This window comes from Streptomyces sp. NPDC037126 (assembly GCF_055605965.1).
In genome coordinates this window covers 169,132-190,914 of the sequence record NZ_JBVJTD010000008.1, presented here as the reverse complement: position 1 = coordinate 190,914, position 21,783 = coordinate 169,132, and the positions used below count along the sequence as shown (strand labels likewise).

General features: G+C 72.9%; 17 protein-coding genes. 12 read left to right on the top strand and 5 right to left on the bottom strand.

Features of this window, described 5'->3' with window-relative positions; genetic code table 11:
• Window positions 1-41: 41 nt before the first annotated feature.
• Genes ACZ7FF_RS20000 through ACZ7FF_RS19980 form a run of 5 tightly spaced genes read right to left on the bottom strand, consistent with a single transcriptional unit; the run spans window position 42 to window position 9,457 of the window.
• A complete protein-coding gene (locus ACZ7FF_RS20000; protein WP_470813671.1) occupies window positions 42-809 on the bottom strand; it encodes a thioesterase II family protein in 768 nt (255 codons plus the stop codon).
• Window positions 810-838: 29 nt separating this feature from the next.
• Complete coding sequence (locus tag ACZ7FF_RS19995; protein ID WP_470813557.1) at window positions 839-1,831, bottom strand: LLM class flavin-dependent oxidoreductase; 993 nt, start codon at window positions 1,829-1,831, stop codon at window positions 839-841.
• Window positions 1,828-3,429, bottom strand: a complete 1,602-nt coding sequence (locus tag ACZ7FF_RS19990) for a fatty acid--CoA ligase (RefSeq protein WP_470813556.1) — start codon at window positions 3,427-3,429, stop codon at window positions 1,828-1,830. Before ACZ7FF_RS19990 ends, ACZ7FF_RS19995 begins: the two co-directional genes overlap by 4 nt.
• 26 nt (window positions 3,430-3,455) lie before the next feature.
• Window positions 3,456-9,146, bottom strand: coding sequence for a type I polyketide synthase (locus ACZ7FF_RS19985; RefSeq protein WP_470813555.1), 5,691 nt, complete (start codon window positions 9,144-9,146; stop codon window positions 3,456-3,458).
• An 11-nt stretch (window positions 9,147-9,157) separates the two neighbouring features.
• Complete coding sequence (locus ACZ7FF_RS19980; protein WP_470813554.1) at window positions 9,158-9,457, bottom strand: acyl carrier protein; 300 nt, start codon at window positions 9,455-9,457, stop codon at window positions 9,158-9,160.
• Window positions 9,458-9,610: 153 nt separating this feature from the next.
• On the opposite strand from ACZ7FF_RS19980, the gene ACZ7FF_RS19975 reads away from it, so the two are divergent.
• The 12 genes from ACZ7FF_RS19975 (at window position 9,611) to serS (ending at window position 21,765) form a co-directional block, all read left to right on the top strand.
• On the top strand, window positions 9,611-11,242 hold the full coding sequence (locus ACZ7FF_RS19975) for an aldehyde dehydrogenase family protein (RefSeq protein ID WP_470813553.1): 1,632 nt from the start codon (window positions 9,611-9,613) through the stop codon (window positions 11,240-11,242).
• A gap of 33 nt (window positions 11,243-11,275) precedes the next feature.
• A complete protein-coding gene (locus ACZ7FF_RS19970) occupies window positions 11,276-12,418 on the top strand; it encodes an acyl-CoA dehydrogenase (RefSeq protein WP_470813552.1) in 1,143 nt (380 codons plus the stop codon).
• A 71-nt stretch (window positions 12,419-12,489) separates the two neighbouring features.
• Window positions 12,490-13,794: an aspartate aminotransferase family protein gene (locus ACZ7FF_RS19965; RefSeq protein WP_470813551.1), complete on the top strand. Its 1,305-nt coding sequence runs from the start codon at window positions 12,490-12,492 to the stop codon at window positions 13,792-13,794.
• A gap of 2 nt (window positions 13,795-13,796) precedes the next feature.
• Window positions 13,797-14,279, top strand: coding sequence for a type II toxin-antitoxin system RatA family toxin (locus ACZ7FF_RS19960; RefSeq protein ID WP_470813550.1), 483 nt, complete (start codon window positions 13,797-13,799; stop codon window positions 14,277-14,279).
• A gap of 21 nt (window positions 14,280-14,300) precedes the next feature.
• Window positions 14,301-14,834, top strand: a complete 534-nt coding sequence (locus ACZ7FF_RS19955; protein ID WP_470813549.1) for a hypothetical protein — start codon at window positions 14,301-14,303, stop codon at window positions 14,832-14,834.
• Window positions 14,831-15,373, top strand: a complete 543-nt coding sequence (locus tag ACZ7FF_RS19950) for a flavin reductase family protein (RefSeq protein WP_470813548.1) — start codon at window positions 14,831-14,833, stop codon at window positions 15,371-15,373. Before ACZ7FF_RS19955 ends, ACZ7FF_RS19950 begins: the two co-directional genes overlap by 4 nt.
• Window positions 15,370-16,350: a ferritin family protein gene (locus ACZ7FF_RS19945; protein ID WP_470813547.1), complete on the top strand. Its 981-nt coding sequence runs from the start codon at window positions 15,370-15,372 to the stop codon at window positions 16,348-16,350. Before ACZ7FF_RS19950 ends, ACZ7FF_RS19945 begins: the two co-directional genes overlap by 4 nt.
• Window positions 16,347-17,354, top strand: a complete 1,008-nt coding sequence (locus tag ACZ7FF_RS19940; RefSeq protein WP_470813546.1) for a beta-ketoacyl-ACP synthase III — start codon at window positions 16,347-16,349, stop codon at window positions 17,352-17,354. The genes ACZ7FF_RS19945 and ACZ7FF_RS19940 overlap by 4 nt, the downstream gene beginning before the upstream one ends.
• Window positions 17,355-17,431: 77 nt before the next feature.
• The gene (locus ACZ7FF_RS19935; RefSeq protein ID WP_076095786.1) at window positions 17,432-17,662 is read left to right on the top strand and encodes a phosphopantetheine-binding protein; all 231 of its coding nucleotides are present in this window, start codon (window positions 17,432-17,434) and stop codon (window positions 17,660-17,662) included.
• A complete protein-coding gene (locus ACZ7FF_RS19930) occupies window positions 17,662-18,882 on the top strand; it encodes a beta-ketoacyl-[acyl-carrier-protein] synthase family protein (protein ID WP_470813545.1) in 1,221 nt (406 codons plus the stop codon). The genes ACZ7FF_RS19935 and ACZ7FF_RS19930 overlap by 1 nt, the downstream gene beginning before the upstream one ends.
• A 143-nt stretch (window positions 18,883-19,025) precedes the next feature.
• Window positions 19,026-20,504 (top strand): APC family permease, encoded by a 1,479-nt coding sequence (locus ACZ7FF_RS19925; protein WP_470813544.1) that lies wholly within the window; start codon window positions 19,026-19,028, stop codon window positions 20,502-20,504.
• A complete protein-coding gene (gene serS / locus ACZ7FF_RS19920) occupies window positions 20,488-21,765 on the top strand; it encodes a serine--tRNA ligase (protein ID WP_470813543.1) in 1,278 nt (425 codons plus the stop codon). Before ACZ7FF_RS19925 ends, serS begins: the two co-directional genes overlap by 17 nt.
• The last annotated feature ends 18 nt before the right edge of the window (window positions 21,766-21,783 follow it).

The following is a 21,783-nucleotide window of genomic DNA, read 5'->3' as shown; positions in this document are numbered from 1 at the left end:
TCGCGACCCGCTGACACGGCGCTGACGCGCCTTCGCCCCGGTCAGCTCACGGCGGTGGCCACGGTCCGCTGGAGCCGGTGTGCGAAGTGGGCGGTGACCGCCTGTGCGTGGGTGTCGATGTAGAAGTGGCCGCCCTCGTACTCGTTGTGTCCCAGGTACGACGGGGTGCGCCCGGCCCAGTGCGACATGGCGTCCGCGGCCTCCTGGAGCGGGTCGCTGCGGCCGCCGTAGGAGGCGAGCGGGCAGCTGACGCCGGCGCCGTCGTCGTCGTAGTCCCCGGCGACCCGGAGGTCGGAGCGCAGCGCGGGCACGACGAGCGCGAGCATCTCGGGGTTGTCGTAGACCTCGGCCGGGAAGGACCCCAACTTCTTGATCCACTCGATGAGTTCGGGTTCCGGCATCCGGCTCTGCTCCTCGGTGGGCTTGAAGAAGCCCACCGGCGACCAGCCGGACATGCCGACCATGGCCGGGACCGGGCCGCCCTCCTCCTCCATGCGGATGGCGAGCCGGAACGCCAGCTGGGCGCCGAGGCAGTGGCCGAAGAAGGCGAACGGCCTGTCGTCCAGGTCGTTGAGCACCGCGTCGTGCAGGGCGTCGAGCAGCGGCCAGAAGTTCTCGTACGTCTGCTCCTCCCGGCGGTTGTGACGGCCGGGCAGGGTGACGGCCTGCGGGGAGATGTCCGGCGGCAGCAGGCGTTCCCAGTCGCGGTAGATGATGGCGCCACTGCCCGCGTGGGGCAGCAGGAACAGCCGGATCGAGGCGTCGGGCGAGGGCTCCACGGGGTGGAACCAGTGCCCCTCGCTGGACATCTGGCTGCCGATGGTGCCGGTGGCGGTGGTCACGACTGCGTACTCCCAACGGTGGTGGACGAACCGAGGGCGCGCACGGCGGGCAGCAGCACCTCGGCGATCTCCTTCAACTGCGGTTCCGGGTCGAGGGATCCGATCCGTACGACCAGGTGCCGGGCGCCGGCGCGGACGTAGCCGCCGAGCCATTCGGCGCACTTCTCGGCGCTCCCCCAGGCGTAGGCCTGGATGGTCCGCATCTGCTCCAGGGAACGGCCGTAGTAGTGGCTGATGTAGTGCTCCAGCTCGGCCCTGGCCGCGCTCTCGTCGGCGTTGACCGTGACCGTGGCGTACAGCGCGGGTGTCACCTCGCGGCCCGCCTCCCGGGCGAGTTCCCCGAGCCGGACGCGGGCGCGGGCGTAGGCGTCGACGTCCGGCAGGAACGGCAGCCAGCCGTCGTAGCGGGTCGCCGCGCGGGCGAGCACCTTCGGTGTGTCGCTGCCGGCCAGCCACAGCGGCGGGCCGCCGGGGACGGCGGGGGACGGCAGCCGGTCGAGGTTCTCCGCCTGCCAGAACCGGCCCTCGAACTCGGTGGGTTCGCCGTCGTCGCCGGAGCGCCAGGCGGTGCGCCACAGCGCGGTGATCTCGTCGAGGCGGCCCACGCGGCCCTGGAAGGAGGCGCCGACCGAGGCGAACTCCTCCTCGGTCTCGGGCATCGGGAAGCCCGAGCCGAGGCCGAGGACCAGCCGGTCGGCCGCGACGTGGCTGAGGCTCGCGATCATGTTCGCGCCGATGAGGGGGTGGCGCAGGGCCGGGGTGAGGGCCGCCGTGCCGACCGTGATGGTGCGGGTCGCCGCCGCCGCCGCGGAGAGGACGACCAGGGGGTCGAGCCGGGGGCGGGCGGTGAGCGAGTCACCGGCCCACAGCGAGTCGAAGCCGAGGGCTTCCGCGCGCCTGGCGAAGTCGAGCAGCGGGGCCGCGGCGTAGCTGCCGTTGATGGCCTGCTCCCGGGTGGGCAGGAGGATGCCGATCCGTGGTGAAGTCACACTGTGCTCCCAAGTGGGTCCCTGGCGGGCGTGGTCAGCTGTTCCCGCACCGCGCGGCGGAGGATCTTCCCCGAGGGGTTGCGCGGCAGGGACTCGGTGAAGTGGTAGGTGCCGGGGATCTTGTAGTCGGCGATGCGGCCCCGCAGGGACAGCAGCAGCTCCCGGGGAGTGGCCCTGGCACCGGGCCGCAGCACCACCACGGCGTGGACGCTCTCGCCCCAGCGCTCGTCGGGCAGGCCGACCACGGCCGCGTCGGCGACCGCCGGGTGCGCGGCGAGGGCCTTCTCGACCTCCGCCGGGTAGATGTTCTGGCCGGCCACGATGATCGTGTCGTTGATGCGGTCGCACAGATGGAGGTAGCCGTCCTCGTCGAGGTAGCCGGCGTCGCCCATGTGCAACCACTCCCCCACCAGGGTGCGGGCGGTGGCCTCGGGCAGGTTCCAGTAGCCGAGCATCCGGGAGGGGGCGCGCACGCAGATCTGGCCGATGGAGCCGGGCGGCAGCATCTCGCCGCCCGGGCCGACCACCTTGATCTCGTTGCCGGGGCAGGCCTTGCCCACGGAGGTGAGGACCGCGCTGCCGGGGTGGTGCGCCTCCGGCGGGAGGCAGACCGCGACGCTGCCGGTCTCGGTGCTGGCGTAGATCTGGGCGAACTCGCAGCGGTAGGTCTCCAGGCACTGCTTGAGCAGCGTCTCGGACATGGGCGCGGCACCGTAGGCGATCTTGCGCAGCGAGGTGAACGCCTCGGGCCCGGCCTCGCGTTCGGCGGCCATCGCCTGGAGCATCGCGGGGGCGGCGAAGGTGGTGGTGACGCCGTGGGCGCGGATGAGGCGTACCGCCTCCTGCGGGTCGAACTGCGGCATGATCACGTTGGTGCCGCCGGCGTTGAAGGTGTGCAGGAACCAGCCGATGCCCGCGACCCCGAAGCCCGGCAGGGAGATCAGGGCGACGTCCTCGGGCAGCCAGTCGATCCAGTCCAGCCCCTGTTCGCGGCTCGCGTGCGGCAGGGTGAAGAAGCTGCGGTGGGCGAGGACCGCGCCCTTGGGCAGGCCGGTCGTGCCGCTGGTGTAGATCTGGATGACGGCGTCGTCGGGGCCGGTGCCGGGCGCGAGGTCCGTGTCGGGCTGGTCTGCGGCCCAGGCGAGCAGGCCCGCGCCGCGCGCCGGCTCGCCGTCGGCGTCGGTGCCGTCGACGCGGATCACCCGGCGCAGGCCGCGCAGTTGGTGGCGGACCGTGGCGACGGTGTCCCAGAACTCGTCGTCCACGAAGATCAGCGCGGCGCCGGAGTCGCGCAGGATGTGGTCGACCTCGTTCGGGGTGAGCCGCCAGTTGACCGGCACGAGGACCGCGCCGGCCTTGGCGCAGGCGATCATCACGAGGTAGTAGTTCGCCGACTCGCGGCCCAGGTAGGCGACCCGGTCGCCGCGCCGTACCCCGCTGGTGTGCAGGGCGTGCGCGGCCTGGTTGCTGTCCCGGTGCAGCTTGTCGTAGGTGGTGACGCGGCCCTCGCACACGATCGCCGGGTGGTCGGGGCGGGTGCCGGCGTGGGCGCGGGCGGAGTGGTGGAGCGTCCAGCGCTCCCTCGGTGTCTCGTTCATGGTGGTTTCCCGTCCCTTGCGTGACGTCAGGCGGTCGCTACCGGGCCGAGCTGCCCGTCGACGAAGTTGGCCAGCGCGCGGACCGTGGGGTGGTCGTGGGTGAGGGAGGCCGGCAGGGGCAGCCGGAAGGCCTGTTCCAGCCCGGCCTTGACCTGCTGGGCCATCAGGGAGTCCAGGCCCAGCGAGACGAACTCGTTGGTCATGTCCAGCTCGTCGCCCTCCTCCAGGTGCAGCACGGCGGCGACCTTCTCGCGGACCGCGGAGGTGACGGCGGCGAGGCGGTCGGCCGCGGGCAGCGCGGTCAGCGCGCCGAGGTCGAGGCCGGTGCCGTCGTCGTCGGTTGCCTGCCGGGCGAGCCGGTCGTAGAACAGGTCGCCGGTGACGCTGCCGGAGACATAGCGGTCCCAGTCGAACTCGCCGACGATCCGCTGGGTGCGGGGCCGGCCCCAGAGCCGGGCGAGGGTGTCCAGGGCGCGGGTCGGGGAGAAGAAGCGGACGCCGCTGCGTTCGATCTCCTCGCTGAGGTGCTCCTCCAGGCGGGCGGACATGCCCACCCTCGCCCAGGCGCCCCAGTTGACCGAGAGGCCCGGCACCCCGCGCCGGCTGCGCCACTCGGCGAGCGCGTCGAGCCCGGCGCTGGCGGCGGCGTAGTGGCCCTGGGTGGCGCCGCCGAGCACGGAGGCGATCGAGGAGTAGGTGACGAAGAAGTCCAGCTCGGGGAAGGAGCTGTCGGCGGCCTCGTGCAGCAGCCAGCCGCCGTAAACCTTGGCGGCGAGCTGGGCGTCGATGGACTCCCAGGTCAGCTCGGAGACCAGCTTCTTGTCGTAGGAGCCGGCCGCGTGCACGATCCCGCCGAGCGGGTACGGGCCCGCCTCGATGTGCCGCACCAGCCGCTGCACGTCCTGCGGGCGGGAGACGTCGGCGCGCACGACGTCGATCTCGGCCTCGGCGGCGAGGTCGGCGAGGACCGGTGAGGCCTCCTCGGTGGCCCGGCCGCTGCGGCTGACCAGGGTGAGGTGCCGGGCGCCGAGCGCGGCCAGCTTGCGGGCGGTGACCAGGCCCAGGCCGCCGAGTCCGCCGGTGACCAGGTAGGTGCGGTCGGGGCGGAGCCCGGTGGGGCCCTCGTCCGCCGAATCCGGCCGTCCGGGCTGCTCCTCCGGGTCCTCCGGCAGGGTCACCCAGGTCTGTCCCGCGGGGTCGGACAGGGCGGTGCGCAGGGCCTCGCCGGTCTCGTCCAGCCGGAAGCCGGGCGCGGTGTCGTCGGCTCCGCCGGCGTGCACGACGGCGACCGCGGGCACGGTGAGCGTGGCGCGGAAGGTGCCGTCGTGGCGGACCAGGACCTCGTCGCCGGGCGCGAATCCGGTGCCGTCGGCGGTGGCGAGGACCGTGCCGCGCGCCAGCCGACCCAGCAGCGGCGGGGGTTCCTCCTCGCCCTCCTCCGCGCGTTCGGCCCGGCCGGTGTCCAGGGCCGCGCGGGCGTCCTCGGCGGTCAGGCCGACGCTGCGCACCCGGACCTGGACCTCGTCCGCGCCCGGTGCCCGGTCGGTGACCGGGGCGAGCGCCAGGTCGGACAGGTCGCCGGAGTCGGGGGCGCGCAGTTCGAAGCCGCCGGTCCAGGTGAGCGTGGCGTCACCGGCGAGCAGCCGGCGGACGTAGCGGCGGCCGGGGCGGTGGGCGACCTGGTACTCGCCGGGCGGCTCGGCCCGCCACTCCTCGGCCAGCGGGGCGAGGCCGCTGCCCGGGGCGAGGTCCACCAGGGTGGTCCGGTACTGCGGGTACTCGGTCAGCAGCACCCGGCCGAAGCCCCACAGGGTGGCGGCGCCGAGGTGGCCGCCGTCGCCGGCCGGGTCGCCGGGCAGCCACTGGGCGCCCTCGGTGGCCAGCCACAGCCGGGGCGGGCGGGCCGCGGCCTCCAGGGCGCCGGTCAGCGTGAGGAGTTCGCGGTAGTTGTCCTCGCACTCGGCGCGCAGCCGGTCGGCGGACATCGGCTCCTGGCGCCGGCGCCACAGGCGGCAGACGTCGGTGACGGTGGGGTCCTCCAGGGCGGCCTTGAGGTCGGTGAGGTCGGGGAGCCAGGTCACCCGCAGGCCGGGTTCCGCGGCCAGTTCGGCGGCGCGCTGGGCGGAGGGGTCGATCAGCACGACGTGCCGGGCGGGGGCGCCCTGGCGGGCCGGCAGGGCGCGGCGCACCCAGTCGGGCCGGTGCAGGAACTGGCGGCGGCCGTGCCGGCCCTCGGGGCGGGCCATGCGCACCCCGAGGAGTTCGGCGACCGGGTCGCCGTTCTCCAGCAGCAGCACGTCGGCGAGGCGCCGGTCCTGGTCGCCGCGGACGCGGGCCAGCACCCGCAGGTTCTCGCCGCGCGGCTTGCGGAAGTGCCGTACGGAGGCGATCTCGCGGGGCACGAACACCGGTCCCTCGGGGTCGAGGACGACCAGCGCCTGCACGGCGGCCTCCAGCAGCTCGGCCGGGACGTGCTCGACGGCGGTGGCGTCACGGCCGGTCAGCTCGCCGGAGACCAGGCCGTCACCGTGCCGGGTGGCGCTCAGCAGCAGGCGCATGCGCGGGCCCTGGGGGCGGCCGACGGAGGCGAGGTCGGTGTAGATGTCCTCGTCGTCGATGTGCTGGGCGGCCGGGGCGAGGGTGGCGTCCAGCTCGGCCAGTTCGGAGACCGGCACCAGGGGTTCGGGCTCGGCGGCGACGACGGCGGTGGCGTGCACGTTCTCCTCGCCGCCGACGATCGTGAACACCTCGACCTCGGCGCCGCCGCCGTGGCGGGGCCGCCAGCGGGTGGTGAGCGCGGTGACGGTCTCGGCGGGCAGCTCAAGCGGGGCGAGCAGCCGCAGGTCTCGGACGGCGTGGCGGGCGTGGCCCTGGACCGCGTCCTGCACGGCGAGCAGCAGGTCGACGTAGGCGCCGGCGGGCAGCACCGTGAGGCCGCCGTCGGCGAGGTCGGCGAGCGCGCCCAGTTCCTCGGCGGTGAACTCGGCGGTGAACTCCCGTACCCCGCTGGCGAAGCGCTCCTCGGTGCCGAGCAGCGGGTGGCGTGCGCTGCCGCCGGCGGCGGAGCGGCGCGGGGTGACGGAGGGCAGCCAGTAGCGCTTGCGCTGGAAGGCGTACGTCGGCAGGTCCACGCGGGCGGGCGCCGGGTGGCCGGCGTGGTAGCCGTCCCAGGCGACGGCGAGGCCGGCCGCGTAGTACTCGGCGAGCGCGGTCAGGGTGGTCGTGGTCGTGGTGTCGCGGCGGCGCAGGCTGGCGAGCCACAGGTGGTCCTCGACCGTGACCGAGCGCCGGGCGAGCGCGGTGAGCCCCGCCTGCGGGCCGACCTCGATCAGGGCGTGCCGGCCGCGCTTGGCGACGGCCCGGATGCCGTCGAGGAAGCGCACGGGCTCGCCGATGTGCCGCACCCAGTAATCGGGGTTGCCGATCTCGCGGAAGCGGGCGAGCCGGCCGGTGACGTTGGAGATGAGGCTGATCTGCGGCTCGTGGAAGGCGATGCCGTCCAGGGCGGCACGGAAGTCGGCGTAGACCTCGGCCATCAGCGGCGAGTGGAAGGCGTGGGAGACCTTGAGGCGTTCGACGCGCACGCCCCGGTCGGTGAGGATGGCGCTGACCTCGTCGAGGGCGGCGGTGGCGCCGGAGATCACGGTCTGGTCGGGGGCGTTGACGCCGGCGACGGCCAGGTCGTCGCGGCCCTCCAGGAGCGGGGCGACCTCGTCCAGGGGCGCGCTGACGGCGGCCATGCCGCCCTCGGCGGTGACGGCCTGCATCAGCCGGGCGCGGGCGGCGACCAGCCTGACCGCGTCCGGCAGGCTGAACAGCCCGGCCACGGCGGCGGCGACGACCTCGCCGATGCTGTGCCCGATCAGCACGTTGGGGCGCACCCCCCAGGCCATCCACTGCTGGGCGAGGGCGTACTCGAGCGTGAACAGGGCCGGCTGGGTGTACTCGGTGCGGTCGATGACCTCGGGGTCGTCGGCGGTGCCGAGCAGCAGCTCGCGCACGGAGCGGCCCAGATGCGCGGCGAACAGCTCGTCGCACTCGTCCACATGGGCGCGGAAGACCGGGAGGGCCTCGTACAGGGCGGCGCCCATGCCGGCGTACTGGGAGCCCTGGCCGGTGAACATGAACGCGGTCTTGCGGATGCCGGACGGCCCCTCGTGCTCGGCCTCGGCGGCACGGTCGAGGAGCTTCACGAGCGCGGCCCGGTCGGCGACGGGGGCGGCGGTCCGGTACGGGTGGTGGGCGCGCGTGGTGTTGGCGCTGTGGCAGAGCGCGGCGACGGAGACCTCGGGCCGCTCGTCGAGCAGCTGCCGGTAGGAGGCGGCGAGTTCACGCAGCGCGCCGGCGTTCTTCGCCGACAGGGTGAACAGCGGTGCGGCTCCCGGCGCCCCGTCCCGTACCGCGGTCTGCGGCGCCTGCTCCAGGACCACGGCGCCGATGGTCCCGGCGAACCCGAAGCTGTTGACGACCGCCCGCCTGACCTCGGCCTCCCACGGCTCGGGGGCGGTGGGCACCCGCATCGGGTACAGGTCCCAGGGGATGCGCCCGGAGGGGGTGTCGAGGTTGAGGTGCGGGTAGACCGTGCCGGACCGCAGCTGGAGCACCGTCTTGATGACGCCGACGATGCCGGAGGCGGGCTCCATGTGTCCGAGGTTGGTCTTCACCGAACCGACCAGGACCGGACGGTCCTTGGTGTGGGAGTCGACGAAGACGTCGCCGATGGCGCCGAACTCGATGGGGTCGCCGAGCGGGGTGCCGGTGCCGTGCGCCTCGACGTACTGGATGTCCTCGGGCGCGAGGTGGGCCGCGGCCAGGGCGGTGCGGATGACCTTCTCCTGCGCGGGACCGTTGGGCACGGTCAGGCCGGCGCTGTCGCCGTCCTGGCCGACGGCCGTGCCGCGCACCAGGGCGAGGACGCGGTCGCCGTCGCGCTCGGCGTCGGAGAGCAGCTTGAGCACGACGACGCCGCAGCCCTCGGCGCGCGCGTAGCCGTCGGCGGCCTCGTCGAAGGTCTTGCACTGCCCGTCCGGGGAGAGCATCTGGGCGTTGGAGAACATCACCGGGATGCGCGGGTGGTGCAGGGCGTTGACGCCGCCGCACAGCGCGATGTCGGTCTCGCCGGCGCGCAGCGCGTTCACGGCGAGGTGCAGGGCGACCAGCGAGGAGGAGCAGGCGGTGTCGACGCTCATGCTCGGGCCGCGCCAGCCGAGGAAGTAGGACAGCCGGCCCGACAGCGGGAACATGGTGATGCCGGAGGCCAGATGGCCGTCCAGTTCCTCGAACGGGAGCGAGTCCAGTTCGAGCGCGTAGTCGATGGAGCTGGCCCCGATGTACACGCCGCCGTTGCCGCGGCGCAGCGGGGCGGGGTCGATGCCCGCGTGCTCCAGCGCCTGCCAGGCGGTCTCCAGCAGCAGCCGCTGCTGGGGGTCCATGTAGCGGGCTTCCTTCGGGGAGATGTTGAAGAAGCCGGCGTCGAACAGGTCGATGCGGTCGAGGAACCCGCCGGCCGAGGCGCGGATCTTGCCCTTGTCGTCGGGGCCCTCGGGGGTGAACGCGTCGACGTCCCAGCGGTCCCGGGGGATCGGGCCGATTCCGCTGCGGCCCTCACGGAGGAAGGCGTCGAACTCGTCGGGCGAGCCGCTGCCGCCGGGGAACCGCAGACCGATTCCGACGATCGCTACCGGCTCGGGCGCCTGCTCTGATTCCTTACGCGGCATGGAGCTACTCCTCAAGCTTCCTGGATGGCCTGGGTCAGGTGGTCCACGAGATGGGCGATCGTCGGCTCGTTGAAGAGCACGCTGACGTTGATGGACAGGTCCAGGAGCTGTTCCAGGGTCTGCCGTATCTCGGTCAGGCGCAGCGAGGTGAGCCCGAGATCGAAATAGCTGATGTCGAGGGGAAGATCCTCGGAATCGTCCATGAGGAGAACGGCCTTGAACTTCTCCAGGACGATCGTCTCTATTTCCTCGGCGAGTTCACTGCGCGGCAGCTCGCGCAGTCTCTGGAGGGTGCTGTCGACAGGTGGCATGCGCCTCATGCAAGCAGCGCCGGCTGACGCCCCACTGACGGGTCGGGCCGGCCCGTTTGGCTGGATCAGTCCGGTGTCAGCGCGGGGTCAGATTCCGCTGCCACGCTCGGCCTTGCTTCAAGAAATCCACACGCCATATCCGAAAGGCTGAAGATGCTTCGCGAAGCCGCGCAGGAGGAGAGTGCTGAGGCACCTTCCGGATTGAAGAGTTACGACCTCTACATCGCGGGCAAGGACGTCGCCGGGGACGGCTGGGTCTACACCGTCAGCGGGCGTTCGCTGCTGGAAGACGTGTTCACGAGCGTGAGCCTGAAGCGCTCCCTCGAACAGGACCCGGAGTCCGAGGCGGCCAAGCACCCCTATGTCGTCGGGCGTTGCGCGATCGCGGACGACGCCGCCATCGACGTGGCCACGCAGGCGGCCGCGGCGGCCGCTCCCGAATGGGCGGCCGTACCGCTGGAGCGGCGGATGCGGCTGGGCACCCGGTTCCGCGAGGAACTCATCAAGCACGAGGACGAGTTCCTGCGGATGCTGGTCGCCGAGTCCCACCCGGTCAAGCTGGCCCGCTGGGAGCTGAGCTGCCTGCTGCAGATCTACGCGCCGGGTTCCCTGCGCTGGTACGCCAAGCAGATGCGGGTGGAGAAGGAGTACAACGGGCGCCGGCTGATCCTTCAGCGCCAGCCCGACGGTGTGGTCGCCTTCAACCCGCCGCAGAACGCCCCCCTGCCGAGCGCCGCGCTGTGCGTGCTGGCGCTGATGGCCGGCAACGCCGTGGTGGTGCGGGCGCCGCGGAGCATCGCGCTGTCCACGATGTGGCTGCTGCGGGACGTCGTCGCCCCGCTGCTGGAGGAGATCGACGCGCCTCCCGGGGTGCTGAACGCGGTGTGCTCCAACCCGAAGCAGACCATGGACCGCTGGATCGCCGATCCGCTGATCAACGACATCTTCTACATCGGCGGCAGCCAGGAGGGCCTGCGCTTCGAGCAGAGCTGCGTGGCGCACGGCAAGAAGCCGATCCTCGAACTCGCCGGCAACGACGGGATCGTGGTGTGGAAGGACGCCGACGTGAAGTGGGCGGCCGAGGCGATCACGGAGGCGTTCTACGGCTCCGGGCAGATCTGCATGGTGCCCAACTACGTGCTGGTCCACCCGGAGGTCGCCGACGCGCTGATCGCCGAGGTGAAGGAGCAGGTCAAGGGCATCAGGCCGGGCCTGCCCGAGGAGGAGGACGTGCTCCTGTCGCCGGTGCGGCGCAGCGAGCGGTTCTTCCGGCTGCTGCGCCAGGCCATCGACAACGGCGCCGAGCTGGTCACCGGTGGCAACCGCACCGAGCTGGACGGCACCGTCTCCGAGACGGGTGTGTTCCTGCAGCCGACGGTGGTGCGGGTGGACGGCCTGGACCGGGCGCGGACGTACGACGTGGTGCGTGAGGAGACCTTCTTCCCGCTGGTCCCGATCGTGGTGCCCGAGCGCGACAACGACGACGCCCTCCTCGAGGCGTTCCTGCAGTTCGTCAACAGCAACGACTACGGGCTGCGCAACTCGCTGTGGTCCCGCTCGGACCACGTCGTGGAGACCTTCGTGCGGCGCACGGTCAACGGCGGCCTGCTGAAGGTCAACGACTCCCACATCGGCTTCCTTCCGTACCTGCCGAGCCACGGCGGCACCGGCCGCACCGGTGGCGCGTTCGGCGAGGCCAACTACCCGATGCTCAAGACCTCCCACGTCCAGGGAGTCAGCATCGCCCGCGACGTCAGCCCGTACGACGCGGTCTTCGGCGCCTGATCCACCGCCCTCGAAGTCTTCCGGAGGTTCCCCGTGCGTTCCCTCGATGCCGCCCGGACCGTGTGCGAGCGGTTCCACCCCGGCCTGCTCAAGGAGCTGGAGCAGATTCCGTACGCCGAGCGGGAGCAGCCCGGCAGCCCGGTGATCGACCTGTTCCGCATCCACGGCGGGGTGGGTCTGCTGATACCCGAGTCCTACGGCGGTCACGGCGCGGCCCCGCTGGAGGCGCTGAGGGTGCAGCTGGCCCTCGGCGCGCTGTCGCCGTCGCTGGTCGCTGCCGTGTCCATGCACCACTTCACCGCCGCCATGCTGTACTCGCTCGCCGTCAAGGCGAACCGGCTCACCCGGGCGCAGACCGAACTGCTGCACCGGATCGTGCCCGAGCAGCAGGTGCTGGCCTCCGGCTGGGCCGAGGGCCGGACCGCGCAGAACATCCTCAAGCCGGCCGTCACCGCGCGCCCGGTGGAGGGCGGGTTCCTGCTGTCCGGGTCGAAGAAGCCCTGCAGCCTGTCCCGTTCGATGAGCCTGCTGACCGCGTCCATCGCCATCCACGGCGAGGACGGCGGGGAGCCGGAGCTGGCGCTCGCGCTGGTCCCGGCGGAGGCGCCCGGCCTGTCCGTGCACCCGTTCTGGGGCAACGACCTGCTGGCCGGCGCCGAAAGCGACGAGGTCCGGCTGGAGGACGTGTTCGTCCCCGTCGAGATGGTCGTGCGGGCCGGCGACGACGACCCCACCCGCCTCGACGACCTGCAGTCCGCCGGGTTCGTCTGGTTCGAGATGCTGATCTCCGCCGGGTACGCCGGCGGCGCCGCCGCGCTGGTCGAGCAGGTGCTGGAGCGCAAGCGGGGCGGTGCCGAGGAACGGGCCGCGCTCGCTGTCGACATGGAGGCGGCGCTGGCCCTGCTGGAGGGCGTGGCCCGCGGCACCGGCCAGGAGCCCGGCGACGAGGAGTCGGTGGCCCGCGTGCTGGTCGCCCGGTACGCCGTGCAGAACGCGCTGCCGGACATCGTGGGCCGGGCCCTGGAGCTGCTGGGCGGGCTGGAGTTCATCAGCAATCCGGGGAGCGCGCAGGTCGCCGCCGCGACGCGTGCGCTGGCCTTCCACCCGCCGTCCCGCATCGCCGCGGCCGAGGCGCTTCTCACGTATTTCGACGGGGGGCCGCTGGTCCTGGCATAGCCGACCGTGCCGGTTCGGTCTCGCGCCCCTTCGGGCGCTCCCCCACCCACCCTCTTTGGAGTGAGCGACACGTGACCGTCATCCAGGAATCCCCCCAGGCCGCGGCGGCTTCGGCCGCCGACGACGAGGCGGAGATCCTCAACCTGTACCGCGCCCACCTCAGCAAGGGCCGGGCCACGCTCGCCGAGCTGTTCGGCAGCCACATGGAGACGGCGTCCGAGGGCGCCTGGCTCACCACCAGCGACGGTGAGCGCTTCCTGAACGCGGGCGGCTACGGCGTGTTCATCATGGGCGCCCGCCACCCGATCGTCATGGAGGAGGTGGAGCGCCAGCTGCGCACCCACCCCACCGCGACCCGCATCCTGCTGGAGCCGACGGTGGCCCGCGCCGCCGAGTCGCTGGTCTCCGTGATGCCGGCCGGCCTGGACCGCGTGCACTTCGCGCTGTCCGGCGCGGAGGCGGTGGAGACCGGACTGAAGCTGGCCCGCGCGGGAGGCTTCAAGCACACGGTCTCGATGCGCGGCGGCTACCACGGCAAGACCCTGGGCGCGCTGTCGGCGACCGCGAAGGACGTCTACCAGGCGCCGTTCCGCCCGCTCGTCCCCGGCTTCCAGCACCTGCCGTACGGCGACGCCGACGCCCTGGAGGCCGAGCTGAGGGCCCACCCGGGCGAGGTCTGCGTGATCCTGGAGCCGGTCCAGGGCGAGGGCGGCGTCATCATCCCGCCCAAGGGCTACCTCAAGCGGGTCGAGGAACTGGTCCGCGAGTACGAGGGGTTCCTCATCCTCGACGAGGTGCAGTCCGGTTTCGGGCGGCTCGGCGAGTGGTGGGGCGCCGACATCGAGGGCGTCGTCCCGGACGTCCTGCTCACCGGCAAGGCGCTCGGCGGCGGGGTGATGCCGGTGTCCGCGGCCGTCGCCACCCGCAAGGCGTTCCGCCCCTTCGACAAGGACCCCTACGTCCACACCGCCACCTTCTCCGGGCAGCCGGTGCTGATGGCGGCCGTGCAGGGCGCGATCCGGGCCGTCAAGGAGGAGCGCCTGGTCACCCGGGCCATGGACCTCGGTGCCCGGCTGCTGCCGAGGATCGCGGAGGTCGCCCACCGCAACATCCCCGAGCTGGTCGTGGACGTGCGCGGCCGGGGCCTGCTCATCGGCGTGGAGCTGGTCGAGGCGGGACTCGCCGGCGAACTGCTGATCGAACTGTTCAACCACGGCGTGGTCGCCAACCACTCCATGAACGGCAGCTCGGTGGTGCGGTTCACCCCGCCCGCCGTGCTGGAAGACACCGACCTGGACTTCCTCGTCGACTCCTTCGACCTGGCCACCCGCGACCTGATCAAGGGCGCGGCCAAAATGCCGGAAGGCGGTAACTGATCGTGCGGCACGTCGAACTCGATGCCCTGATACCCGCGGAGCAGGCCGAAACGGTCCTGCACGCCGTACGGCGCTGGGAGAAGTACCCGGACCTCGCGCCCCACGTCAACGCGACCACGGTGCACGCCTCCTACCCCGACCCGAAGGCCTCCTCCAGCTGGGAGCTGCACTTCCGCAGCGGCCTGCTGCGCTGGACGGAGGACGACACGGTGCTGCCGGAGAGCGGCGAGGTCCGCTTCGAGCAGTCCGACGGCGACTTCGACTCCTTCACCGGGGTCTGGTCCTTCCAGCAGTCCGGGGCGGACGTCGCCGTCCGGTTCGACGCCGACTTCGACTTCGGCATCCCGAGCCTGGAGGGCATCCTCGACCCGATCGCCGAGCGGGTCATCAAGGAGACCGTCGCCTGGGCGCTGACCGGCCTGTTCCCGGCCGTGCGCATCCAGGGCGGCATCGAACTCACCACGCCCGCCGCGGTCGGCGCCTAGGACCCGCGCGAGGAGCTGACCATGGACCAGGCGAACCCCTTCGAGACCCCGCGCACCTACTCGCTGCACCGCGCCGAGTACCTGGTGGGCCTCGCCGTCACCACCGGCATGATCGTCTACCACTTCGGCGACATCCGCTGGCTGCCGGCGCTCGGACTGTTCCTCTACATCGACCTGATCGGCTACATCCCGGGCGCCATCGCGTTCCGCAAGAGCGGCGGGCGGCCGATCCCCAAGGCGTACTACGTCCTCTACAACGTCATGCACAGCCTCATCACGCAGGGCGCGGTCGCCGCGCTGTGGTGCTGGCTGGTGAAGCCCGAGTGGGCGCTGCTGGTGCTGCCGTTCCACCTGTTCGGCGACCGCGGCCTGTTCGGCAACTTCATGAAGTCCTTCGCGCTGCCCTTCGAACCGGTCCGCCAGGAGGGCTATCTGCGCCTCCTCGACGACCTGGGGCTGTCCCACCCGAAGCCCGTGGGCCACGCCATGGACCCGGTGCCGGTCGGGCACGTCCCGGCGCGGCCCGCCGTGCGGGAGACGGAGGCCGTGCGATGACCACCGCAACCGTACGCCGTACGGTCCGCCAGGACCCGGCCGAGCGCCGGCGCGCCCTGTACCACCTGGCCTCCCCGGTCTCCGTGCTGACCACGGGCCCCGAGGAGCGGATGCACGGCACCACCGCGAGCACGGTCACCCTGGTCTCGCGGGCGCCGCTGCTGGTCGGGGTCGTCCTGCGGGCGGGCTCGTCCTTCGCCCGGCTGGCGGCCGAGGAGGGCCGGTTCGCGATCAACGTGCTCGGCGGCGAGCAGGCCGACGTGGCCCGCCGGTTCGCCGACAGCGCGCGGCCCGACGGTGCCTCGGCCTTCGAGGGCCTGGCCTGGACTACCGACCGGTACGCGCACGCCCCGCTGATCGCGGGCGCGCTCGGCCACTACGTCTGCCGGTTCCACTCCGCGCACGCGGCGGGCGACAGCGAGCTGCTGCTCGGCCATGTCGTCCGCGCCACCGCGGACGAGGGCCTCCCGCTGTTCAGTTACACCGGCGGTCTGTACGCCGGATCCCTGCGCCCGGCGAAGGAGGCCGCCGCATCATGACCGCACCCGTGGCACCGGAGGCGGACTGGGACAAGGCACCCGGTCTGCTCGACGGCGCGAAGGAACTCACCCTCGGCCCCGAGGAGTGCGACCTCGCCTACTGGATCACCTCGGTGGCCCAGGGCACGCTGCGCGACCGCGGGGTGACCGGCCACCACGAGAACGCGCCCACGCCCGACTTCCTCAAGGCACCCGGCCCGCTGCGGCAGGCGCTGGTGCTGGAGTTCGGCTTCCGGGCGCTGGCGGAGGAGCTGGCCACCCGGCTGCTCGGCCACTACGTCTCGATCGCGCCCGGCATCCCCGAGATGGAGTTCTACGCCACCCAGCTGATCGACGAGGCCCGGCACGCCCGGGTCTTCCGGCAGCACCTGGTGGAGCTGGGCGTCCCGGCGGGCACCCTGCTCAAGGACATCGAGGAGATGGCCCGGGACTACCGCAGGCGGGTGCTGGACCCGGTGGTGGACTTCACCCTGGACATCGTCCGCGACCAGGCCGACTTCCCCGGCGGGGTGGCCGTCTTCGCTATCATCATCGAGGGCGTGCTCGCCCCGGCCGCCGAGCTGAGCGAGCGCAAGTGGACCCCGCTGTCCCCGGCGACCGGCGAGATCTCCCGAGGCACCGCCATCGACGAGATCCGCCACCTCACCGTGGCCAGCACCATCCTGCGCGACCACGTCGCCGCGCACCCGGAGTACAGGCCCAGGCTGCTGGAGATCCTGCGCTCCGGCGTGAAGCTGTGGGACGAGATCCCGGACCGGGAGTTCGTCATCCACCGCGAGGAGCTGTTCCAGGAAGGCATGTTCGAGCACGCCGACCTGATCGGCGACTACGAGGTGTGGCCGGGCGTCCGCCTCCTCGACACCACCGCCGAGCAGCGCTACGACATGGCCGAGCGGTGGACCGACGAGATGGCCGAGGTCCGCATGGCGTACATGGGCCTGCCGGTGGAGGTCCTCGCCTCGGAGGCCGGCGCATGAGCACCGGGCGGGCCGCGGTCATCAGCGGGATCGGATCGTACGTCCCGCCCAACGTCGTCACGAACGACGACCTGTCGCGGCGGCTGGACACCTCCGACGCCTGGATCCGGACCCGGACCGGGATCGCCGAGCGGTGCTTCGTCTCGCCGGGCACCTCCACCGGCGACCTCGCGGTGGAGGCGGGTCTGAGGGCGCTGAAGTCGGCGGGCGACGAGCAGGTCGGGGCGGTGGTGCTGGCCACCACCACCCCCGACCAGCCCTGCCCGGCGACGGCGCCGCAGGTGGCCGCGCGGCTGGGGCTCGGGCAGGTGCCGGCCTTCGACGTGGCGGCGGTCTGCTCCGGGTTCCTGTACGGCCTGGCGTCCGCCGCCGGGCTGATCGCGGCGGGGGTCGCGGACAGCGTGCTGCTGATCGCGGCCGACGCCTTCACCACGATCATCAACCCCGAGGACCGCACCACCGCGGTGATCTTCGCGGACGGTGCGGGCGCGGTCGTCCTGCGGGCCGGCTCGGCCGGTGAACCGGGGGCGATCGGGCCGCTGGTGCTCGGCAGCGACGGCGAGCTGAGCCATCTGATCGAGGTACCGGCGGGCGGTTCCCGGCAGCGCTCGTCGGACCGTCCGGCCGCCCCGGAGGAGTACTTCTTCCGGATGCTCGGACGGGAGACCTACCGGCACGCGGTGGAGCGCATGACCGCCGCGTCCACCGAGGCCGCCGAGCGGGCCGGCTGGCGTCTGGACGACGTCGACCGGTTCGTGGCGCACCAGGCCAACGCCCGGATCCTGGACGCCGTCTCGGACCGGCTCGAGGTCCCCGAGGAGCGGCGGCTGAGCAACATCGCGCGGGTCGGCAACACCGGTGCCGCGTCGATCCCGCTGCTGCTCGCCGAGGCCACCGCCGAGGGACGGCTCACCGCGGGCCACCGGGTGCTGCTCACCGCGTTCGGCGGCGGGCTGTCCTGGGGTGCGGCCACCGTCGTCTGGCCGGAGCTGCAGACCATCTGACAGGCCGTCAGCAATAGTCCGTAACTCATATCGATTCAGCGGTACGCCGGGCGCGTACACCTTCGAAAGGAACCGACATGCTGGAGCAGCTCAAGGAAATCCTGTCCAACAAGCTCAAGGTGTCGCCCGAGGCCATCACCCCGGAGGCCACCCGGGAGGACATCGAGCTCGACTCGCTGGCCGTGGTGGAGCTGTCGCTGCTGCTGAAGTCCGAGCTGGACCTGGACATCAGCGACGACGACCTCCTGGAGGCCGAGACCGTGGCCGACATGGTCCGGCTCATGGAGGAGCGGAGCGCGACGGTCTGATGGCCGGCATGGACATCGCCGTCACCGGGCTCGGTCTGGTCACCCCGGGTGGGATCGGGGTCGGGCCGAGCTGGTCGGCGGTCTGCGACGGCAGGCCGGCCGCCGCCCTCGATCCGGTACTGGCGGACAACCCCGTACAGATCTCCTGCCGGGTGCCCGGCTTCGACCCCGAGACACTGCTGAGTGCGCGGCGCGCGCACCGCCTGGACCGGTTCGTGCAGTTCGCGCTGGTCGCCGCCCACGAGGCGGTGGCCGACGCGGGCCTCGACCCGCAGACCTGGGACGGCGCGCGGGTGGGTGTGGTGCTGGGCTGCGCCGACGGCGGTCCGGGCACGGTCGAGGACCAGCACCATGTGCTGCGCGAGCACGGCGCCGACCGGGTGTCGCCGCTGCTGCTGCCGATGCAGCTGCCGAACATGCTGGCCGGACAGACGGCCATCGAGTTCGGGGCGACCGGGCCCAACCTGGTGGTGGCGACCGCCTGCGCCTCGGGCGCGACCGCCATCGGCACCGCCCGGGACCTGCTGGTCCTCGGCCGCTGCGACATCGTGCTCGCGGGCGGCAGCGAGGCCATGATCACCCCACTGGTCATGGCCGGCTTCGCCCAGATGGGCGCGCTGTCGAAGCGGCACGACGACCCGGCGTCCGCGTCCCGCCCGTTCGACGTCGACCGGGACGGGTTCGTCGCCGGTGAGGGCGCCGGGATCCTCGTGATGGAACGTGTCGCGGACGCGCGCGCCCGGGGCGCGCACATCCATGGCCGGATCATCGGCTACGGCGCCACCGCCGACGCCCACCACATGACGTCGCCGCATCCCGACGGCGCCGGCATCGAGGCGGCGGTACGGGCGGCTCTCGCGGACGCGGGCGCCGACCCGGACGACGTGCAGCACGTCAACGCGCACGGCACGTCGACACCGCTCAACGACCTGTCCGAAGCCCGCATGATCCAGCGGACCCTGCGCGGGGACCCGCTGGTCACCTCCACGAAGGGAGTCACCGGGCACCTGCTCGGCGCCGCGGGAGCGGTCGAGGCCGCGTTCGCCGTGCTGAGCGTGGAGCACGAACTGATCCCCCCGACCGCCAACCTGGTCATGCCCGATCCCCGGGCCGAGGTGAAGCTGGCCCAGTCCCTGACCGAGATGCCTGTCGATCTGGCGCTGAGCAACTCGCTCGGTTTCGGGGGGCAGAACACCGCGTTGGCCATCGCGCCGGCGTGATGCCCGCCGTCCGACCGCGTGGCCGGCCACCGGCCGGCCACGCGGTCCCCGCGCCCCCTTCCGGGGCGCTCCCAGCAGCCGTCCGCAGAAACCCACTGCGGGCGGCTGTTCCCCGTACGTCCCCTTTCTGCTCTGGAGTCCCCATGTCCACCAGTGGTTCCCCGCCCCCGGCCGGCCGGCTCGGCACCGGGCACATCCTCTTCCTCATCGTCGCCGCGGCCGCCCCGCTGTCCGCCATGGTCGGCACGGTCCCGCTCGCGTTCGCCTTCGGGGACGGGGCCGGCGTTCCGGCGGCCTTCGTGTTCGCCGGGGTCACCCTGCTGTGCTTCTCGGTCGGTTACGCGGTCAGCGCCCGGCGCACCGGCGGGTCCGGCGGGTTCTACGCCTCCGTCGCCGACGGGCTCGGCCGGCCGCCCGCGGTGGCGGCCGGCTACGTGGCCCTGCTGTCGTACAACTGCGCGACCATCGGTCTCGCGGGCGCCCTCGGCTACTTCACCCAGCTCGTCCTCGCCGCCCACGGGCTGACGGTCTCCTGGGAGTGGTGCGCGGCCGTCGGCCTGGTGCTGACCGCCGTTCTCGGCTACCGGGAGATCGCGCTCAGCGCCCGGGTGCTCGCCCTGCTGATGCTGGGCGAGATCGGGGTGCTCGCGGCCCTGGACGTGGCGATCCTCGCGCGGCACGGGCTGCACGCGCTGCCCACCGCCTCGTTCTCCCCGCACACGGCCGTCGGCCCGGGCGTCGGTGTCTCGCTGATGTTCGCGTTCGTGTCCTTCATCGGCTTCGAGTCGGCCGCCCTGTACGGCAAGGAGGCGCGCGACCCCGCGCGCAGCGTGCCGCGGGCCACCTACGCGGCCGTCCTCCTGATCGCCGGTTTCTACGCGCTCACCAGCTGGCTGGCGGTGGGCGCGATCGGCGGCGACCGGGTGCGGGAGGTCGCGGGCAAGCAGATGGGCGACCTGTTCTTCGGGCTCGGCGACGACTTCCTCGGCAAGGCGGGCAGCACCGGGCTGCAGGTCCTGCTGTGCACCAGCCTGTTCGCGGCGACGCTGGCCCTGCACAGCGCCGCCAACCGCTACGCCCAGGTCCTCGCCGAGGACGGGCTGCTGCCCGCCTCGCTGGCCGCAGAGCACCCCAGGCACCACTCCCCGCACCGGGCGAGCGTCGCGCAGAGCGTGCTGACCGCGCTGGTGGTCGCGGGCTTCGCGATCGCGGGCCTGGACCCGTACGCCGACCTGACCACCAGCATGCTCGGCCTCGGCACCCTCGGCATCGTGACCCTGCAGGCGCTGGCCGCGCTGTCGGTGCTCGGGCTGCGGCTGCGCGCGGGGCGCGGGCACTGGTGGCGGGAGACCGTCGCCCCGCTGCTCGGCTTCGCGGGGCTCGCCGCCTCGGTCTGGCTGGTGGTCGGCAACTTCGACATGCTCACCGGCTCGCCCTCGCAGGTGATCGCCGCGCTGCCCTGGCTGCTGCCGCTGGTCGCGCTGGGCGGCCTGGTGTACGCGGCCCGGCTGCGCTCGGCCCACCCGCTGCGCTACCGGCTGCTCGGCACCCGGCACACCGCCGTTCCCGTACCCGACCACTCCCCCGCCCTGTCAGGAGACCGTCATGCACGATCCCAATGAGCTGATCGAGGCCGGCGAGGACGCCGTACGGCGCCTGGCCCGCCGCCGCTACGACCTCGACCTCGACGCGGTGACCGGCGCGCTGCGCGCCCGCTCGGCCACCCAGGCGGAGGTCACCCGGCTGCGCACCGAGCTGAACCGGACGGCCAAGGCCCGCCGTTCCGGGCCGCCCACCGAGGCCGAGAAGGAGGCCGCCCGCGCCCTGCGCGCAAAGGTGCAGCAGGCGGAGACCGCCGCCCGCACGGCCGCCGGCGAGCTGACCGGCCTGCTGCTCGGCATCCCCAACCTCCCGCTGGACGCGGTCCCGGACGGCGACTCGGAGAAGGAGGCCGTGGAGATACGGCGGGGCGGCCCCGACCCGCGTCCGGCGCAGGGGGCCCGGCACCACGCGGAGATCGGCGAGTCGCTCGGCATCCTCGACTCCCCCGCCGCGGCCAGGCTCTCCGGCGCCCGGTTCAGCGTGGCCCACGGCGCCGGCGCCCGGCTGGAGCGCGCCCTCGGCGACTTCTTCCTCGACCTGCACACCCGCGAGCACGGCTACACCGAGCAGTCGGTGCCGTTCCTGGTCGGCCGCGACACCATGACCGGCACGGGGCAGCTCCCCAAGTTCGAGGAGGACCTGTTCCGCACCCAGGTCGGCGACCGGGAGCTGTTCCTGATCCCGACCGCCGAGGTGCCGCTGACCAATCTGGTGGCCGGACAGCTGCTGGACGCGCGGGCGCTGCCGTACGCCTTCACCGCCCGCACCCCCTGCTTCCGCGCGGAGGCGGGGGCGTACGGCCGCGACACCCGGGGCGTGCTGCGGCTGCACCAGTTCGAGAAGGTGGAGCTGGTGCGGATCTGCGCGCCGGAGCAGGCGCAGGAGCAGCTGGAGCTGATGGTGGGGCACGCCGAGGAGTGCCTCGGCCGGCTCGAACTCGCCTTCCGCACGGTGCTGCTGCCCGCCGGGGACATGGGCTTCTCGGCGCGGATGACGTACGACATCGAGGTGTGGCTGCCCGGTGGCGGCGCCTACCGGGAGATCTCCTCGGTCTCCGACTGCGGCACCTTCCAGGCCCGCCGCGCGGACATCAGGGTCAAGCGTGCCGACGGCCGCAAGTCGCCGGCCGCCACCCTGAACGGCTCGGCGCTGCCGATCGGCCGCACGGTCGCGGCCCTGCTGGAGCAGGGCGCCCAGGACGACGGTTCGGTGCGGCTGCCCGAGGCGCTGGTCCCGTACACCGGGTTCCGGCGCATCCTGCCGGGCGGCGGGACCGAGTGACACACGGGAAGGGGGCGG

Excerpts from the sequence above, each read along its gene's own strand:
- ACZ7FF_RS19925 (WP_470813544.1), top strand. The coding sequence starts at position 19,026 with ATGTCCACCAGTGGTTCCCCGCCCCCGGCCGGCCGGCTCGGCACCGGG.
- serS (WP_470813543.1), top strand. The coding sequence starts at position 20,488 with ATGCACGATCCCAATGAGCTGATCGAGGCCGGCGAGGACGCCGTACGG.
- ACZ7FF_RS19940 (WP_470813546.1), top strand. The coding sequence starts at position 16,347 with ATGAGCACCGGGCGGGCCGCGGTCATCAGCGGGATCGGATCGTACGTC.
- ACZ7FF_RS19945 (WP_470813547.1), top strand. The coding sequence starts at position 15,370 with ATGACCGCACCCGTGGCACCGGAGGCGGACTGGGACAAGGCACCCGGT.
- ACZ7FF_RS20000 (WP_470813671.1), bottom strand. The coding sequence starts at position 809 with ATGTCCAGCGAGGGGCACTGGTTCCACCCCGTGGAGCCCTCGCCCGAC.
- ACZ7FF_RS19980 (WP_470813554.1), bottom strand. The coding sequence starts at position 9,457 with ATGCCACCTGTCGACAGCACCCTCCAGAGACTGCGCGAGCTGCCGCGC.
- ACZ7FF_RS19955 (WP_470813549.1), top strand. The coding sequence starts at position 14,301 with ATGGACCAGGCGAACCCCTTCGAGACCCCGCGCACCTACTCGCTGCAC.
- ACZ7FF_RS19950 (WP_470813548.1), top strand. The coding sequence starts at position 14,831 with ATGACCACCGCAACCGTACGCCGTACGGTCCGCCAGGACCCGGCCGAG.
- ACZ7FF_RS19985 (WP_470813555.1), bottom strand. The coding sequence starts at position 9,146 with ATGCCGCGTAAGGAATCAGAGCAGGCGCCCGAGCCGGTAGCGATCGTC.
- ACZ7FF_RS19975 (WP_470813553.1), top strand. The coding sequence starts at position 9,611 with ATGCTTCGCGAAGCCGCGCAGGAGGAGAGTGCTGAGGCACCTTCCGGA.
- ACZ7FF_RS19930 (WP_470813545.1), top strand. The coding sequence starts at position 17,662 with ATGGCCGGCATGGACATCGCCGTCACCGGGCTCGGTCTGGTCACCCCG.
- ACZ7FF_RS19990 (WP_470813556.1), bottom strand. The coding sequence starts at position 3,429 with ATGAACGAGACACCGAGGGAGCGCTGGACGCTCCACCACTCCGCCCGC.
- ACZ7FF_RS19935 (WP_076095786.1), top strand. The coding sequence starts at position 17,432 with ATGCTGGAGCAGCTCAAGGAAATCCTGTCCAACAAGCTCAAGGTGTCG.